This is a genomic window from Actinomadura litoris (genome assembly GCF_009733595.1).
Classification (GTDB): domain Bacteria; phylum Actinomycetota; class Actinomycetes; order Streptosporangiales; family Streptosporangiaceae; genus Spirillospora; species Spirillospora litoris.
Genome location: NZ_WOFH01000012.1, coordinates 214307 through 229916, shown reverse-complemented (window position 1 = coordinate 229916; position 15610 = coordinate 214307). Strand labels below are relative to the sequence as shown.

At 66.9% G+C, this 15610-nt stretch carries 18 protein-coding genes and 1 tRNA gene; 6 read left to right on the top strand and 13 right to left on the bottom strand.

Annotated features, from left to right (window positions below):
- The first annotated feature begins 133 nt into the window (after window positions 1-133).
- The gene (locus GNZ18_RS30415) at window positions 134-958 is read left to right on the top strand and encodes an S-methyl-5'-thioadenosine phosphorylase (protein WP_156220051.1); all 825 of its coding nucleotides are present in this window, start codon (window positions 134-136) and stop codon (window positions 956-958) included.
- A 71-nt stretch (window positions 959-1029) separates the two neighbouring features.
- Complete coding sequence (locus GNZ18_RS44105) at window positions 1030-1842, top strand: SAF domain-containing protein (RefSeq protein ID WP_376766289.1); 813 nt, start codon at window positions 1030-1032, stop codon at window positions 1840-1842.
- Window positions 1843-2322: 480 nt separating this feature from the next.
- On the opposite strand, the gene GNZ18_RS30405 is transcribed toward GNZ18_RS44105, so the two are convergent.
- The 3 genes from GNZ18_RS30405 to GNZ18_RS30395 form a co-directional block, all read right to left on the bottom strand.
- Window positions 2323-2997 carry a cysteine hydrolase family protein gene (locus tag GNZ18_RS30405; RefSeq protein WP_156220049.1) on the bottom strand — a complete coding sequence of 225 codons (675 nt, stop codon included), beginning with the start codon at window positions 2995-2997 and terminating at the stop codon, window positions 2323-2325.
- 153 nt (window positions 2998-3150) lie between these two features.
- Window positions 3151-3579 carry a nuclear transport factor 2 family protein gene (locus GNZ18_RS30400; RefSeq protein ID WP_156220048.1) on the bottom strand — a complete coding sequence of 143 codons (429 nt, stop codon included), beginning with the start codon at window positions 3577-3579 and terminating at the stop codon, window positions 3151-3153.
- 58 nt (window positions 3580-3637) lie between these two features.
- Entirely contained in the window at window positions 3638-4078 is a 441-nt protein-coding gene (locus tag GNZ18_RS30395; RefSeq protein WP_216651481.1) for a MarR family winged helix-turn-helix transcriptional regulator, read from the bottom strand.
- A 92-nt stretch (window positions 4079-4170) separates the two neighbouring features.
- On the opposite strand from GNZ18_RS30395, the gene GNZ18_RS30390 reads away from it, so the two are divergent.
- Both GNZ18_RS30390 and GNZ18_RS30385 read left to right on the top strand, forming a co-directional pair.
- The gene (locus GNZ18_RS30390; RefSeq protein WP_156220046.1) at window positions 4171-4668 is read left to right on the top strand and encodes a MarR family winged helix-turn-helix transcriptional regulator; all 498 of its coding nucleotides are present in this window, start codon (window positions 4171-4173) and stop codon (window positions 4666-4668) included.
- Window positions 4669-5386: 718 nt separating this feature from the next.
- On the top strand, window positions 5387-5800 hold the full coding sequence (locus GNZ18_RS30385) for an MscL family protein (RefSeq protein WP_156220045.1): 414 nt from the start codon (window positions 5387-5389) through the stop codon (window positions 5798-5800).
- 1 nt (window position 5801) lies between these two features.
- Here GNZ18_RS30385 and GNZ18_RS30380 read toward each other — a convergent pair whose 3' ends face one another.
- Window positions 5802-6836 (bottom strand): D-alanyl-D-alanine carboxypeptidase family protein, encoded by a 1035-nt coding sequence (locus GNZ18_RS30380; protein WP_214620172.1) that lies wholly within the window; start codon window positions 6834-6836, stop codon window positions 5802-5804.
- Window positions 6837-6918: 82 nt separating this feature from the next.
- Window positions 6919-7368, bottom strand: a complete 450-nt coding sequence (locus tag GNZ18_RS30375) for a hypothetical protein (RefSeq protein ID WP_156220044.1) — start codon at window positions 7366-7368, stop codon at window positions 6919-6921.
- Between the two features lie 135 nt (window positions 7369-7503).
- On the opposite strand from GNZ18_RS30375, the gene GNZ18_RS30370 reads away from it, so the two are divergent.
- Window positions 7504-7576 (top strand) — tRNA-Arg (locus GNZ18_RS30370).
- A 403-nt stretch (window positions 7577-7979) separates the two neighbouring features.
- Window positions 7980-8933 carry a hypothetical protein gene (locus GNZ18_RS30365; RefSeq protein WP_156220043.1) on the top strand — a complete coding sequence of 318 codons (954 nt, stop codon included), beginning with the start codon at window positions 7980-7982 and terminating at the stop codon, window positions 8931-8933.
- Window positions 8934-9205: 272 nt separating this feature from the next.
- On the opposite strand, the gene GNZ18_RS30360 is transcribed toward GNZ18_RS30365, so the two are convergent.
- From GNZ18_RS30360 to GNZ18_RS30325, 8 genes are all read right to left on the bottom strand, one after another.
- A complete protein-coding gene (locus GNZ18_RS30360) occupies window positions 9206-10432 on the bottom strand; it encodes a phage major capsid protein (protein WP_173390923.1) in 1227 nt (408 codons plus the stop codon).
- Between the two features lie 306 nt (window positions 10433-10738).
- Entirely contained in the window at window positions 10739-11029 is a 291-nt protein-coding gene (locus tag GNZ18_RS30355; RefSeq protein WP_151543721.1) for a hypothetical protein, read from the bottom strand.
- A gap of 293 nt (window positions 11030-11322) precedes the next feature.
- Window positions 11323-11817, bottom strand: a complete 495-nt coding sequence (locus GNZ18_RS30350) for a phage terminase small subunit P27 family (RefSeq protein WP_151543720.1) — start codon at window positions 11815-11817, stop codon at window positions 11323-11325.
- Window positions 11818-12016: 199 nt separating this feature from the next.
- The gene (locus GNZ18_RS30345; RefSeq protein WP_156220041.1) at window positions 12017-12322 is read right to left on the bottom strand and encodes a hypothetical protein; all 306 of its coding nucleotides are present in this window, start codon (window positions 12320-12322) and stop codon (window positions 12017-12019) included.
- A gap of 279 nt (window positions 12323-12601) precedes the next feature.
- Window positions 12602-14074 carry a DNA primase family protein gene (locus GNZ18_RS30340; RefSeq protein ID WP_156220040.1) on the bottom strand — a complete coding sequence of 491 codons (1473 nt, stop codon included), beginning with the start codon at window positions 14072-14074 and terminating at the stop codon, window positions 12602-12604.
- Window positions 14071-14781, bottom strand: coding sequence for a hypothetical protein (locus GNZ18_RS30335; RefSeq protein WP_156220039.1), 711 nt, complete (start codon window positions 14779-14781; stop codon window positions 14071-14073). Before GNZ18_RS30335 ends, GNZ18_RS30340 begins: the two co-directional genes overlap by 4 nt.
- Window positions 14781-15020 carry a hypothetical protein gene (locus GNZ18_RS30330; RefSeq protein ID WP_156220038.1) on the bottom strand — a complete coding sequence of 80 codons (240 nt, stop codon included), beginning with the start codon at window positions 15018-15020 and terminating at the stop codon, window positions 14781-14783. Before GNZ18_RS30330 ends, GNZ18_RS30335 begins: the two co-directional genes overlap by 1 nt.
- A 96-nt stretch (window positions 15021-15116) precedes the next feature.
- Window positions 15117-15326, bottom strand: coding sequence for a helix-turn-helix domain-containing protein (locus GNZ18_RS30325; RefSeq protein ID WP_156220037.1), 210 nt, complete (start codon window positions 15324-15326; stop codon window positions 15117-15119).
- Window positions 15327-15610 lie beyond the last annotated feature (284 nt).

Here is a 15610-nt window from a genome sequence, read left to right as displayed (position 1 = left end):
GCCCGGCCGCATGGCTGGGCCCTTCTGCGATCCCGGCGTGTTCGAACCTTGATCCTTTTTCGCCGCGGCGCGGGTTATCCACAATCGGCGGCGGGGCTGTCGAGCGGTGAAGAGGGCTGGCTAGGGTCGCGTCATGTCCACTTCGCGAGAAGACGCAGCGTCCGCCGACATCGGGGTGATCGGCGGTTCCGGTTTCTACTCCTTCCTCGACGACATCGAGGAGGTCCGGGTCGAGACCCCCTACGGCACGCCGAGCGACGTGATCGCGCTCGGCGAGCTCGCCGGCCGCCGCGTCGCCTTCCTCCCCCGCCACGGCCGCGACCACCGCTACCCGCCCCACAAGATCCCTTATCGCGCCAACCTGTGGGCGCTGCGCTCCCTCGGCGTCCGCCAGGTCCTCGCGCCGAGCGCCGTCGGCTCCCTCACCCCGGAGTACGGCCCCGGGACGCTGGCCGTCCCCGACCAGCTCGCCGACCGCACCCACGGCCGCGCCCAGACCTTCTACGACGAGGGCGGCGCCGTCCACCTGTCGTTCTCCGACCCGTACTGCCCGGCGGGCCGCCGCGCCGCCGCCGACTCCGCGAAGGCCGCGGGCTGGCGCCCGGTCGAGGGCGGCACCCTGGTCGTCATCGAGGGCCCCCGCTTCTCCACCCGCGCCGAGTCCCAGTGGTTCGCCGCCCAGGGCTGGACGCTGGTCGGCATGACCGGCCACCCGGAGGCCGTCCTCGCCCGCGAGCTGGCGCTCTGCTACACCCCCCTCTGCCTGGTCACCGACCTCGACGCCGGCATCGAGGAGGGCGACGGCGTCACGATGGAGGAGGTCCTCCGCGTCTTCGGCGAGAACATCGACCGCCTCCGCACCCTCGTGGCGGACGTGGTCGGCGCCCTGCCCGCCGAGCGCGGCTGCCCCTGCCCCCGGGTCCTGGACGGCATCAAGCTCCCTCTGGAACTGCCGTGAACACCCGCTTAGCCCGCCTGCGGCGGCCCCTGGCGGCACTGCTCGCCGCGGCCGCCGCCGGCACCGCCCTCATGGCCCTGCGCCCTGGGCCGCCACCGTCCGTCCACGTCCTCGGAGCGGCCCGCGACCTCCCCGCCGGAACGACCCTGCGCCCGTCCGACCTCCGCGCCCTGGCCCTGCCGCGCGGTGCCGTCCCGTCCGGCGCCCTCCGCACCAGCGCCACCGGCCGCGTCCTGGCCGCCCCCATGCGCCGCGGCGAACCCCTCACCGACGCCCGCCTGATCGGCGACTCCCTCCTTGAGGGCTACGCTCCCGGCACGGTGGCGGCCCCGGTCCGCATCGCCGACGCCGCGTCCGTCCGCCTGCTCCACCCGGGCAACCGCATAGACATCCTCACAACCCGAACAACACCAATCCCAGACCCCCTGACCGCGCCCTCGCCCGACACCCCACCTGAAGAAGCCTCCCCAACCATCGACCAACCCCGCACAACACCCCCACCCCACACGACCAACCAGCAAAACCACACCACCCCCTCCGCACGTACCGCCTACACCAAGCTCAGCAACACACCTGCATACCTCACGACCGGGCACCGCCCAGGAAGCTCCTCAATAGGAATCGCAGCGCTCTCACCGCCTGACACCAGAAGTTCCGCCATCGACCGCTCCGACCAGCCAGCCTCTTCGCGCCCCGATGATCCGGGCGGCTGGGGCGGCGCCCGCCTCGTGGTGTCAGAGGTCCCGGTACTGGCCGTCCCGCCACCGGCCAAAGAAGGAGGCCAAGACGGAGCACTCATAGTGGTCGCGACCAACCGCACCCAGGCCGCAGCCCTGGCGGGCGCCGGAGCCCCCCTCGCCATATCAATCACTGGAGGCCAGTAGACCACCCCGTCCACACTTCCAGAGCAACCCCAAGCAACCCCCCACAATCAGGGGCCAGCGCCCAGATCACAGCTCGCCCGCCTCATCGAACTCGCCTGGGGTCTCCGGGGTTGCCGGGGCCGACGGGGGTGCCTGGGTCTCCGAAGTCGACGGGGCCGCCCACGCCTCCGGGGCCGACGGGGGTTGCCCGGGTCTCGGGAGCCGACGGGGCCGCCACGCGTCTCCGAGGCCGACGGGGCCCGCCCGGGTCTCCGGAGTCGACGGGGGTGCCTGGGTCTCCGGAGTCGACGGGGTCGCCCGCGGTTCCGGGGCCGACGGGGGTGCCCGGGTCTCCGGAGTCGACGGGGTCGCCCGCGCTTCCGGGGCCGACGGGGGTGCCCGGGTCTCCGGAGTCAACGGGGCCGCCCGCCCCTCCGGGGCCGACGGGGTCGAGGGAGCGCCGGGGGCCGACGGAGATGACATAGCCGACAGAGCCGAGCCTCACGAGTTGCGGACCAGGGCGAGGACGTCGGTCGTGGGGCGTACGTCGCCGAAGGTGCGGTAGATCGTGTGGAGGGTGGCGTTGTGGTCCTGGTCGGTCCGCGCGGCGTTGGCGTCGGCCACCATGATGACCCGGTAGCCGAGGGTGCCGGCGTCGCGGGCGGAGGACTCGCAGCACACGTTGGTGACCGTGCCGGTGATCAACACGGTGTCGATACCGCGCTGGTCCAGGAGGTGCGGAAGTCGGCAACGGCCGGGGAAGAAAGCACTGGCGGCGGTCTTGTCGACGACGATGTCCTGATCGTCGACGCGAAACCGGGGCCAGAGCCGGTCCCGCAGCGGAGCGCCCTCCGCGCGATGGTCGAACAGTTCGGCGACGCGCGGCCCGTAGAACTCGCTGCGCGCGGGTGGGCCCGTCGGGAGGATCCACGCCACCGTGCCCCCGGCGGCACGCAAGCCGGCGGCAAGGCGCGCGATGTTGGGGACCACACCCAGAGCGTAGGGCGACTGAGACACGAAGAACGGCACCATGTCGATGACGACCAGCGCGGTCGTCGCCGGTGCGATGTGCTCGTAGGCGTGCCGACGTCCCCTCCGCTCCTCCTGACGGGCGTACTCCCGCTCCTGGATGTGCCAGGCATGCACCTTCGGCCGCCGGTCCAGCGCCTGGTTCATCGACCCTCCATCGGAGATTGACGCACTTCCGTAGCGTCGCACCCTCCCGGACGGTGATCAGCATGGAAGGCGCCGCGGGTCGGCAGCGCGAGGAGTGCCGGTGGCCGCCCCACCCGAAGACCCGGCGCTCCCCCGACCTGATCGGCCCCGCGATCAGGTTTCCGATCGTGTGCTGTCGCGGCTCCATGCCGGGGTGATCCGTACCTCGCGGAGGCGCCAGCCTCCCGGCGTCCGGGCCACGGTGAAATGCTGGCGAAGCCCGCCGGTGAAGTGGGGTGCCTGGCCGTCGCGGTAGAAGTACACGGTCGAGTTCGCCGACGCGGTCGCCTGGTCGCCGCCGACGTCCACCAGCAGGTCGGTGGTCGTGTGCTGGGTGTGCTCCCCCTCGACCTCACTCCGCCGCATGAAGTCGACGACCTTGTCGATGCCGCGGAGTTCGCCGCCGCGCGGCGAGTGCACCGTCACGTCTTCGGCGAAAACCGTGGACGCGTCCTCCCACCGCTTCTCGTCGAGCAGGAGCGCGAAGCGGGCGACCAGGTCGCCGATCTCGATGCGGTCGGCGATCCGAGTGTCCGTGGGCATGGCGTCTTCCTTCTTTGTCCGGGCTGGGGCGATGTGCCGTCCTGTTGGGTGCGGAGTCTCAGGGGGCTGCCAGCACCGTGTTCGCCCTGTCCAGGACGATGTTCAGGACGCGTCCGGCGACGGCCAGGTCCTCCTCCGGCAGGTCGCCCCACAGGGTTTGGGTGATCGGGCCGATCGCGGCGCGGACCCGCGTCCAGCGCTCCCGCCCTTCGTCGGTGACCTGGACGCGGCCATCGTCGTCGGCCTGGAGGAGTCCCGCGCCGGTCAGCTCGGTGACGCGTTCGTCCACCGACGCCTCACCGACATGGATGGCACCGCTCACCCGGCGGATGAATTCGGCCCGGTCGACGACTCCGCCGCCGACCACGGCCAGCGTGAGGGTCACCCACTGATGCTCGGTGATGCCGGTCCCTGCGAGCTGCCGGTCCAGGATCGCGTTCAACGCCTTCTCGGTCTGACCGATGAGCGCGGTGCCGAAGGTCTGGTCTGCGGTGGCCACGACGCCTCCCAATCGTTTATATGACTAACGTTTGTGCCACGAACGAAGCTACATCGTTAGTCCGACTAACGCAACGGGGTAGGATCTGCCTCATGCCGAGCAGAGCCGAAGCCGCGGACATGCCCGCCGACGGCGCGATCGAGGCGCCGGAGCGGCTGCGGCGACGGGCCAGTCGCCTGCTCTCACAGATGTCCGTGCGGTCGGACCGCCTGATCACCGACGGGCTCGCCCGGGTCGACGCCCGCAAGTGGCACTACGCCGTGCTCGCCTCGTTGCAGGAGTACGGCCCGGGCAGCCAGGCGACGCTGAGCCGGAACACCGGCATCTACCGCAGCGACATGGTCGGCGTCCTCAACGAGTTGGCGGAGCGCGGCGACGTCGAGCGGACGCCCGATCCCGGCGACCGCCGCCGCAACGTCATCACGATCACCGAGCAGGGCCGCCGGCACCTGCGCCGCCTCGACGACGTCCTGGACGACCTCCACGAAGAGCTGCTCGCCCCACTGCTCCCCGAAGAACGCGACCAGTTCGTGGGAATGCTCAGGCGGCTGCTGGACCACCACACGCAGCGGACGCCCCCAGCCCCCTGACCTGGTCCCCGCACCACGCGGTGGGCGACGAGCGCCCGAACAGGGCGTGTGAGGCTCGGCGTCGAAGATCGCTCATCGGGGCCGGAGGCGCGAGCCGGATCCACATCGCCCCCGCCGACTTGGCAAACAGTAGAACTGTTCATTACCATCCGTGGCCGTTCGGGTTCATCTCGTCCGCATCCCGGGCCAGGAGTGTCGCCACATGGCTTCTGATCAGCAGAACCCACTCGGCAGCGGCCGGTGGCGACGTCCGGTGATCTGATGCTCCGCACCCAGCGGCGCTCGTTCCCCGCACCTCGGCAGCCCCCCGGACGCTCCCGCCCACCACAACTCCAACATGACGATCTCCGCCATGCCTCAACGCCGTGGCACAGCGGACCGCGCTCTGGCACCGGCGGTCGGCGGCAGGCAGGACGGCATCCGCTGAACCCGTTCGCAGGACCACCAGGACGACGGTCCTGCCGGGGGGCGACACCGACAGGTAGCGCAATGCGGCTCTCAAATCGGTGGATGTTCGGGGCTCAGAGAGCGCTCGTCGGCCGGAGAATTGCCGAGCGGCGGCTGTCCGAGAGCACCGCGGGGGATGTGGCCGGTCCCGTGAGCCGTGTCACGGAGGCGGCCGGCAGGCGGCAAGGGGCTCGAAGAAGCGGACACACAAACCGGCTAGTACAGCGCCTCCCGGGGAACCGGGAGGCGGTCGCAATTCATGGAAGGCACTATGAGCGGTTTCAAGAAGTTCCTGTTTCGCGGCAACCTCATTGACCTCGCGGTCGCGTTCGTCGTCGGGGCGGCGTTCGCGGGCCTGGTGAAGGACTTCGCGAACTCCTTCATCACGCCGTTGATCGCGCTGCTCGGCGGCAAGCCCGACTACACGCGGCTCGCCGTGACGATCGACGGGACGAGGTTCCCCTACGGCATCTTCGTCACGTCCGCGATCGCGTTCGTGATCACGGCGGCGATCGTGTACTTCCTGGTCGTCCTGCCGACCGCCAAGCTGATCGAGCGCATGGACCGGGGCAAGGAGGCCACCGAGCGGGAGTGCCCGCAGTGCCTGAGCGACATCCCGGTCAAGGCGGTGCGTTGCAGGTACTGCACCTCGGAGATCGCGCCGGCCGCCGAGGTGCCGGCCTGACCTACTGGTCGTCCTCGGTGCCGTACTCCCAGTGCCACGGCTCGAACGGGTTGCTGTAGGCCCACGCGGGATGCAGCCACCCGTAGGTCTTGGCGTTGGCCTCCATCCAGTTGAACTGGACGGAACCCGAGTTCTGCACCCCGCCGCACAGGTCGAGGGCCTGGCCCTTGCCGTGATTGCTCGTCCCGGGGACGGCTGCGAATCCGGGACGTTCCGCATACACCCGATGCTGCTCGGAAAGACTCCGGTAGGAGTCGGTCACGCACATGTCACGGCCGAAGCGGCGCTTGTACGCGGCGTTCAGTTTGTAAAAGGCGAGCGCCGCGTCCGCGCGCAGTTCCTTGCCCTTCTGCGGCAGCGGACACAGATACTTCGCCGGGATCAGCCCGTTCGGGAACTTCTTCGCGTCACCGGCCAGCCGCTTGTCGCATCCGAGTTCCAGCCGCTTCGCCGGGCTCAGCTTGTTCAGCATGACGTTGAGCTGCTTGGTGAGCCGCGCCGACTTGTCCTTGAGGCCGTCGATCTGCTGCTGGACGCGGGTCTGCGCGATCGCGTTGCGCGACTGGAGGTCCTGCGCGGTGGACGCGAGTTCCCTGCGGCGCCGCTGCAGCTCATCGGCACGGTCCACAAGGGCCTGCTGCGACTTGGCGAGCAGCGTCACGTCCGCCGTCGAGCGCAGCGCCGAGTCGGGAGACCCGCCGCCGAAGATCGCCATCGACCCGACGGCGCCGCTCTGCTGGTAGGACGTGTTCGCCAGCCGTGCCAGCGGCTGCCGGATCCGGTTCAGCTCGGCCTCGGCCCCCGCCAGGTCCTTCAGCGTGCCGCGCAGCTTCACCTGGGAGGACGCCAACTCCTTCTGGCGCCCCTCCATCTCCGTCGTCGCCTTCTCCAGTTCGGAGCGGGCCTTCGACGCCTGCCGGCGCAGCGCCTCGACCGAGTCGTCCGGCCCGTCGGCCGCCCTGCCGACGTCCTGCGGAGCGAACACGGCCGTCACCAGGAAGACCGCGATCAACGCCGCCGACCGGGGGTTAGGCACGGTGGTTTTCCTCCTGATGCCCGAATACGGAACAGCGGCAGAACGCTACTACAGGTTCACCTGTGACCAGGCTGTAACCGGCTCAGCGAGTGCGGTAACCATGCTGACGGCACCACTCACGCCACCACGGCACGCTGCCCCACCCGTTCGGGCAGGGAGGCCGCAGGCGGGTCGGACGCGGCGATCGCGTCGTGCGCGACGGCTTGGGCGTCACCTTCCTGCGCGGTGTCGCCACGGGCACGGGCGGACGGTTCGGCGCGCGCGTCTCCGCCTGGGGCTGCGGTTTCGGCACCACATACTGCCCGTAGGTGGGCTCGGTCCTCGGCGCGACGGGCGCCACCGGCAACGACGTCGCGGCGCCCTCGGGCCGCTCGGCCGCCGGCTCGTCCCGCAGCCCGAAAGCGATCACGGTGGCGAGCAGGACGGGGACGGCGAACGCCGCGGCGATCACCGCGACCCGCCGCCCGCGAGGCACGCCTTCCGCCTCGTCGGAGCCCTTGTCACTCGGCTGCTCACGATGCCGACCCGTCACGGCACCGAAGCGTACCCACAGCGGCCCCACGGAGCCTAGAGGTCAGAGCGGTCACCATAAGGACGAGCGCACGACTCGCCCCGTCCCCTACCCTGTAGGTGCCGTCCGCTACGCTCTAGCCGCGAGCGACGACACGCCTCCGTAGCTCAGGGGATAGAGCACCGCTCTCCTAAAGCGGGTGTCGCAGGTTCGAATCCTGCCGGAGGCGCCCAGGTAGAGGCCCAGTTGCGATCTTCGCAGCCGGGCCTTCGCGCTCTCTCGGCGCTCCCACGGACGATAGATCTTGGTTACCCCCAGCGCTCCGGCCTCCTGGGCGAAGGTGGGGCCTCCGACAGCCTGACCGCGCGCATACCAACACCGACCAGGGCAAACGGCCTAGGGATCTGCGGAACGTCCCTCCTCCGCTACCAGCCGGGCGTACGTTGAGGCCAAAGAACGGCGGGAATCGGCCGGGATCTAGCCGGACTGTAAGCGCCGAATTACACTCGGTAGCGACAACGTGTCGTTCGGGGGCAGACCGGAGAGAGGGTCAGCAATTGGACATCTTCCCGCGTAGTGACGACCCTGGAAGTATGGAAGATCGGAGAGCCGTCCTCAGGAAGGTTCTGGCGGTGGCGGGACTCACCGCCGCCGGGCCGTTCCTCGGGGCCGCAGCCCCGTACGTCCGCCTCCCCGAAGAGCAGGGGAGCACCGACGACGAACGCGACCGCTTCGCGCACGAAATCGCAGCCGTCCGCGCGCACCTCCTTATCCAACCCGCCATCCAGAACCAGCCCGCCCTTCTCGCCCTTTGGGCGAATCTCAACCAGTTCCAGCGGACCGCAAACGTCAACGTCTTCGACCTCCGGGCGTGGACCGCAATTCTCGGGTCGGTCAACGCGGTAACGCTCCTCGACCAGTCGAGCGCCGCAGCCTGGCTTACGCAGGCCCACACGTACGCGCGTCTCGCCGGAGACCCGAATCTCATCTCACTCGCACACAGCAAGTCCGCGAACGCGGGGATGTATTTCGACGTCGAGCCGCGCCACCTCATCACAGACGCCAAACTCGCGATCAAGTACGCCAATACGCCGGAGCGAGAGGGAATGGCACAGGCGATGTTCGCGCGGGCTGTCGCTCTCGCCGGTCACGCCGAGAAGGCCCAGCGTGCCGGAGCAAAATCCATCGAATTGGCGGAGACCACCCCGCCGCAGTCGCCCGTTACGGACGGCTGGACCTCCAATCAGGCTCACATGACCGTCGCCCGGTCCCTCTCCAGTTTCGCGAACCTGCACCGGGCCGTCGAAACGCACGCAACCGAAGCGCTCCGCGCCAACCCCGGAGCCGGTTCGCTCTGGAAGGCGCAGCCCCTTCTCACCATCGCAGAAGCCCGCATCCGGGGAAACCAGATCGACGGAGCGGCAGAAAACATCCTGGCTGTTCTCGGCGAAATGGAGTCGCGAGTCCAGTTCCAGCCGTCCATCGCGCAGCGGGTGGACGAGATCGTCAAACTCGCAGAGCGACGGAAGCCGGGAACGTCCGCTATGCGGCCGGTACGCGAACAGCTAGCGGCGATGTCCGCCTAGACGGCCCGGAGCTGGCCCGTACGGGCCAGAGACGGCCGGGGACATGGCGTATATGCCCCCGACCGCCGAGCACAGCTTAGAACACACGAGAGGCCCGACCGGTGGTAATCGGTCGGGCCTCTCACCTTTGTGGAGGAATCCCCGGCTGGGCGGGCTTAACCAGCAGCCGGGAAGTCCCGTTCAGTTCCGCGCTGGCGGCCGGGGACGGCGTTTCCCGTTGCGGCCTCCCCAGTCATCATGAAAGGAGGCCAGCCGCCAGCGCGGAAGTCTGTTTAGGCGACGGGTGTGAGGTTCACCTCCACGATGGAGAACGGCCGCAGGACGTCCAGTCCGAACCGGCCTTCGAAGCGGAACTTGATCATGTTCCCCTCGAAGTCGGAGCCCGGAGCCGACGCGCCGAACTTGTCGGCCGCATAGTGGTTCTCGCTCCAGTCCAGAACGCCTTCCTGGCGGACGTGCAGCCGGGTCGCGTTCGCGAAGTCGGCCAGGAAGGCGACGTTGTCCGCGACCGCTTCGGAGAGGACCACCGGAACGCCCCACAGCCGACGCGCGGCCCGGTCCACCGGCGCATTGCCGAGCATGAATCGCTCGTTCGCGTCGGGGATGAGTTCGAAGGTCTCCCACATGTCCGCGTTCATCACCCAGCCGGTTGGGTTGATGGAACTCTTCTCCAGAAGGGTGATCGCCTTCCGCGTCACGATGAACTCGTCATCGCCGCTCACTCGTGCGAGCTCCTGAGTTCCCGACGCGTTCCCGATACCGGTCATGTCGTCCAGGACGCCGGACGTGGAGCCGTTCCCGTTGAGGATCTGGTTCTCAAGGGCCAGTTCGAGCCCGAGTCGCATTTCCGACTCCAGCGCCCCCTGGAGGGCTGGAGCGTCATCGAAGATCTGGCGGGGGATCGACTCTGAAAGGTGCGCGATGACGACCGCGCGCCCTTCCTTGTCGTCGTACGTGTAGACCGAAGTGGGCTTCTTCTTGCCCTGGGCGACCGTCGAAGCGTTGTTGGTCCGAACAGTCTGCTGGATGTACTTCCAGACACCGGTCGTGTCGGCCACCGCCGGGATGAGCTGGCGGAGTGAAAGGACCGGCGAGTCCAGCGGAATGGGCTCCGGGTCCATCGGGACCTGGACCGGAACCGCGCCGTTCGCGAGGATCGACTTCATGCCGAATCGCTCGCTGTAGTCGGTGACGGCCTTCGCCCATTCGCCCGTACCGCCGGAGGCGCGAACCTTGGCGTTCCCCGGAACGGCCTTCACGCCATTCGCGGTGCCGTTGAGTTCGGCCGTCAGAGCGGCCAGGCCGGACCGGACATCGTTGTCGGCCTTCTCCGTGTCGGCCTGCGCCTTGAGGGACTTCGCCTCTTCGAGAAGCGCCAGGCACTTCGTGCGCTCCGCGTCGGTGAGGTCGCGTCCGGCGTTCTCCGCCTTCGTCGCCACTTCGCGGGCTTCCGTGATAGCGGACTTCATCCGCCTCACCAATTCGTCAAACTTGCTCACGTTGCTTTCCCTTCGGGATGCTGAATGGAGAAACATCCGTCTTGGGCTCAACGGGCCGCAGTGCGGCGGGAAAAGCCTCCTCGAAAGGATGGGGGAACGGGAGCCGTCCGGCGTTGGCGAGATCAGCAGGACACGGAGGAGAGAGCGGAAAACTCCACGCCCCGCCTACAACGCCGGACGGCTGCGAACGGCTTACGCGGCGGGCGGCCAAAGGCTCCCCGATAGTGGCTTGTCCTGGCCAGGATCCTCACCACAAAGCAGCCCTTGGCGACGGGCCGGTTTGGCCGACGTTCACCGAGATGGAGATTAGCCGAGAATTGCCCGCTCGACTTCGTTGCCATTCCGGAACTTCACGACCTCCAGCCGATCCCCAGCCTTGACAGCCGTGCGTTCTGCGGAATCGTCGTCGCACAGCGACCAGATAGCACCCTCCCCATCGAGCAGGAATTGCGGGACGCCGGGGGTGTAGTCCGCTTTGTGAACCAGCGTGAGCGGCGGCGGAATGGCCGATCCGATGGGAATGTGAATGGTGATGCCGGCAACGAAATTGCTGGCGGCTTCGTCGGTAATTGCGGTATCGGTGCGGAGGATTCGCATTGTCGTTCTCTCCCGTCTAGTCCATCCAGCCGTAGTCGGCTCCGGTCACCGGGTCCCAGTACAGAGTTCGCGGCCCTTCGATGCCATTCCTCCAGACGGAGAACCACATAGCTCCGTGTGCGCCCTCTTCGGGGAGCCAGCCCGTTGCGTAAACGCAGTCCCCCTCGGCTCCGAGGTGGAGCGTAAGGCCCGACCAGCCCGGCCGGGTGTCCGCGTCCGCGCTGCCGAGAATGCGCACATTCCCGTTGGCGAGAACGGACGCAGGGACGTGGCGCGCTACGGCCTCCCGGACGTCATCCGCTGAGGAGGTCTTCATTGCTACTCCGCTCCTCCTGCTTCTCGATGATCCCCGCGCGCTTCCTGGCGTCCGGCGAGAAGCCCAGTTCTTTCGCCAGAAAGCGAAGCTGATTGCTGGCGACGTTGAGAAGTGCGGTCGCCGGATTCCGGACCATCCGATGCGCGTCCCGTTTCGAGATGCCCTTGACGAACAGACCTTCCGCGTTGATCTGCTCCAGGCATTCCGCGTAGACGCCGGTCCAGACGCAATGGAGCGTCACCATTCCCCGGTCGGCTTCGCGGAACCGGTCGGGCTGATTGGCGTACACCTCGGAAAGGCGCGTCCACTCCTCGTCTGCGTATGAGTCCTCCGGGATGATGACGGAGACCTCTTCCCAGTCGAGAGCCGCACCCCCGAGCGACTTCCGGGCGTGCTCTCTGCGGTCCGCTTCGGCCTCCGACTTCCCGCTGATGAGCCGCAATTGATCGTTGCTCTTGGGCCTTTGTGGCATGAATTGCCCCCTTCTCGCTGTTACGGACGGTAGCTGGTACCTGGGTTGCGGCCACGCTGCCAGGCACAACGCTGCTCACCTCGGAGGTCCTTCTGCCCTCCCCGGTCAGATGCGAAGGCCCCTACACCCCTGTTGATGTGGTCATATGTGGCCGGCCAGCATCTGGCCTGGTCGGAGTGCTGTTAACGCTCCGGAGTGGCTACCGACTGGCGGGATTGCCGCGCCTGCGGTAACGGTCGAAGACGGATTCACCGCCGCCAATCGGGCCGTTACGCCAAACACGATCATCCCAGTCTTGTGCTGTGTCTTCGTCCACGGTTATGTATTCGATCCGCTCGCCCGTTATGTGATGGAGTTCGCCGCCCGACTGGACGACGACAGGGATGCGGACCTTTGGCTTTGCCTCTTCATCGTTCTCGTCTTCCTCGTAAGCGCTGCGGCCTGTTGAGGCTGTACGTACTTTGGGTGGTCCTTCTGGCTTCTCGCGTCGCGGGTAGTCGGACATCTGTTGCTATCTCCTCTGCTGCTAATCGCCGGACTTTCGAGCGCGTAAGGGAGAGACGTTAGGGATTCGTAAGGGGCGGAATACCTGGGCTGACCTGGGCGGTAAGGCGTAAGGGGTAGACGGCCTGCCCTAGCCCCCTATACGCGTACGCCCCGCCTACCTTCCGCATACCCTTACCTCCTTTCTTCTTATACGCGTTAGATTTTCGAAATACCCCTTACGCCTTACAGATAGCGCTCTACCAGCCGAAAGGTAGTAAGAGATACCTATTACCTATCCCTAACCGTTCCCCTTACCGTCGAAGGGAGAGGGCATCTCGGGAAGCTGGAGGCCGAACCGCGACCAGACCACCCGGCCTTTCTCACGCTTCGCTCGTGCCTCAAAGCCCAAGCCGCCCAGCTCCATGCCGAACGTTCTATTGCTACTCGGCTTCATCCCCTCCTTCTCGCACCAGAGCCGGTAAGCCTCATAGAGCGTCCCGGCCGGAGCCGAGTAGTCCGCCCCGACCTCGCAGCAGTCCGCGACGAATGCGGCCGTATCGCTCATCGACCCTTCGTATTCCAGCCCGGCCCTACGGACGGCCTCAGGCCACGTCTCCCGGCCTAGACCTTCCGCGCAATAGAGGTCCCAGCCTTCGACGGCCCAGGCCAGGAATGCGGCCCTAGCGTCCGCGTCAGAGGCCATCTCAACGGCATCCCCCGTCTTCTTCGGCACGGCCGACTCGAAGGGGATCACGCACAGCCGGGAGTACGCGGCCCGGTCGGCTCCCTTCACCTTCGGCGGGGCATTCGTCGCTATGATTGGGAGGAACTCGGGAATCGCAGTTTCCTGGTGCATATTCTTCCGAGAGAAGCTCACCGGGTCCCCGCCAGTGAATCGCTTGATCTGGTCGGAGTGGAGTTCCCATTCCCCACCGGTCTCGCTCGACAGAGCGAACCGCGCGCGGACGATATCCGCAACGTCTTCACGCGGCCCCACATCGAACTTCCCGCGAAATACCGTCATCTCCAGCGTCGCCGCATACTCCCCGAAGGTCGCAGCGATCATATTGTTGAGAGATGACTTCCCCGTGTTCGGCCCGCCCTGAAGGAAGACAATCAAACCTTCCGTGTTTCGCCCGAACATTCCGTAGCCGACGATTTTTTGCACAAATCGACGCATCTCCAGGTCCGGCAGAAAGGTGTTCTGGTATCCGTCCCATCGAGCGGACTTCGCTCCATAGAGCAACGGCGTCCCGGTGTTCTTCGCGACGTAGTCAGTCCGCGCGGCCGGGCCAGCCAGATGACCGCCCCCGTAAAGCTCCAGGATCCCATTCTCCAGGCCGAGCACGGCCGGGTCGGTATCGAACCTCCCGGCCGCCACGGTGCGGCCTGCATCGTACGTTCTAGCGCGTCGGAGCATCGCTCGGATTCCGCCGTCATTTCCCGTCCTCGTCGCGAACCGCATAAGCGCGGCGGCCTCCTGTTGGGCGCCTTTGTCGCCCACAGCCTCCTCGAAGCGTTCGCGCGCCTCCTTCGACATTTCGAGCGCTACGTCATAGGCCCACCGCTCAACAAGGCCGTCCTCATCGGCGCGCCAGCGCAGTCCATTCCAGATAATCCAGCGTCCCCGGTCGTTCCCCTCCGAGAGCCAGAACATATCTCCGGCGTGCGTCAGCAGAAGTCGCGCCGCATTCCCCGAGTCATTCAGCGGATAGTCGGGGCGGGAGACTGGGACCGGCCGGTCCGCCATCAGGTCTTCGAGTTCGCTCATCGGCCTTCGCTCCCCATCGAGCGGCGGCGGCCGGACTTCCGGACGCGAGCGACGTACTCATCACGAAGCCGCGCGACCTCCAAAGGCGTTTCGTAGATCAGGTCCTCCTTATCCAGTCCGGCCTCTATATGGTCAGAGACATCAGCCTTCGCGATGTCGAGCGCGGGCCGCGCGAAGCAGATTAGGTCGGCAGGCTGCCCAGCCTTCAAAAGGGCGCGAGCGTTCTCCCACGCAACAAAGGCACCCACCAAATCCACATCTCGCACGAGGACGATTCTGGAGCTGCTGCCTGCCAGCAATTCGGCCTGCTCGGGAGTAGTGGGGTTTCCGCCCTGGTAATGGGCGACCGCACAGACGTCCCAGCACTCTTTCATGTTGCGTGCGTCCTTCTCGCCTTCCGGGTAGTAGATGGTGCGCCCGCGCGCTTTTGCCTTTATCGCGGTCGGCAGGCCGTAGATGGCCACCGACGCGTACGGCCCTATGCCATAGGCCCATCCGTTTTCGACGCGATGCTGAACCGAGAAGGTCTTGGTGTCCCGGTCGTCCCTAGGTGCCTTCCCGGTCACCATGTCGAGAAGCTGAAAGCGATGCTTCACCGCCAGGATGTCTCGCGTAGGCGAGTAGTACGGATATGTGCATTCGTAACGCGGGAACAAGTCGTCCAGCGCAAGCCGCTCGATTCGGCCTGGCGAGAGTTCGGGAGCCATCAGAGGTTCACCAGCCTCTCGTCAATAGCGCGGAGGCTTTCCTCATGCTGGCGCTTCGTCTCTTCGATTGTCTCCCCGGAAAGGCTGGCGAGAATTCGCAGCTCATCCGGCGTAGCAGCTGCAAGGAAATCCTTCATCGCCACGAGCGCGCGGCGCTGTGCCTTCTTGTCTTTCGGCCGGGACCCGGCATAGCAGCCGAGTCGGTACGCGCGGAGCGCTAGGGCCTGCTTATCGGGCATCGCTTAGACTTCCCCTACCTTCTTGGTATCGTCTGGCCGTTTGTCCCCGGCCTCCTCGAATCGCCCCGGTTGCCCAGGCCGGGGCGATTCGCATTTCTAGTGTTGCCCGACCTCCACACGGCACGAAGCCATGTAGTCGGTGAGGTCGTCCCGGTGAAATCGGAGTTGCCCCGTGGGGCTCCCGCTCGGCCGGTAGTGCGGAATCATCCGCTTCTTCACGAGTCGCTGGATCTTGCGCGGCTCCAGCCCGATGAATTCGGCGGCCTCATCCAGGCTGAACCAGACTTGCGGCTTCGGTGCGCCCATTGCTCCCTCTCCCCTTTCTGAGCACAAAAAAGAAGCCGGTACCAAAGGGATTAACCACGTATCCCGAGGTACCGACTCCTGTTGCTCGGATTCAGCCTCCGAGCGGGCTTTAAGTTGTGACGGTCATCGTAACCGATGGCGCCGGTTGGCGCTCGTTGGCGAGCATCGCCCCAGCGTGTGGCTAGGTTGGGCGCTCCCCAGCGACCACCCCCAGGGGCAGAGTCGGACACCCGTCCCGCCCTCCCGGCTGGCGAGCGTCCACTACGGCCACGCCTAGACACAGC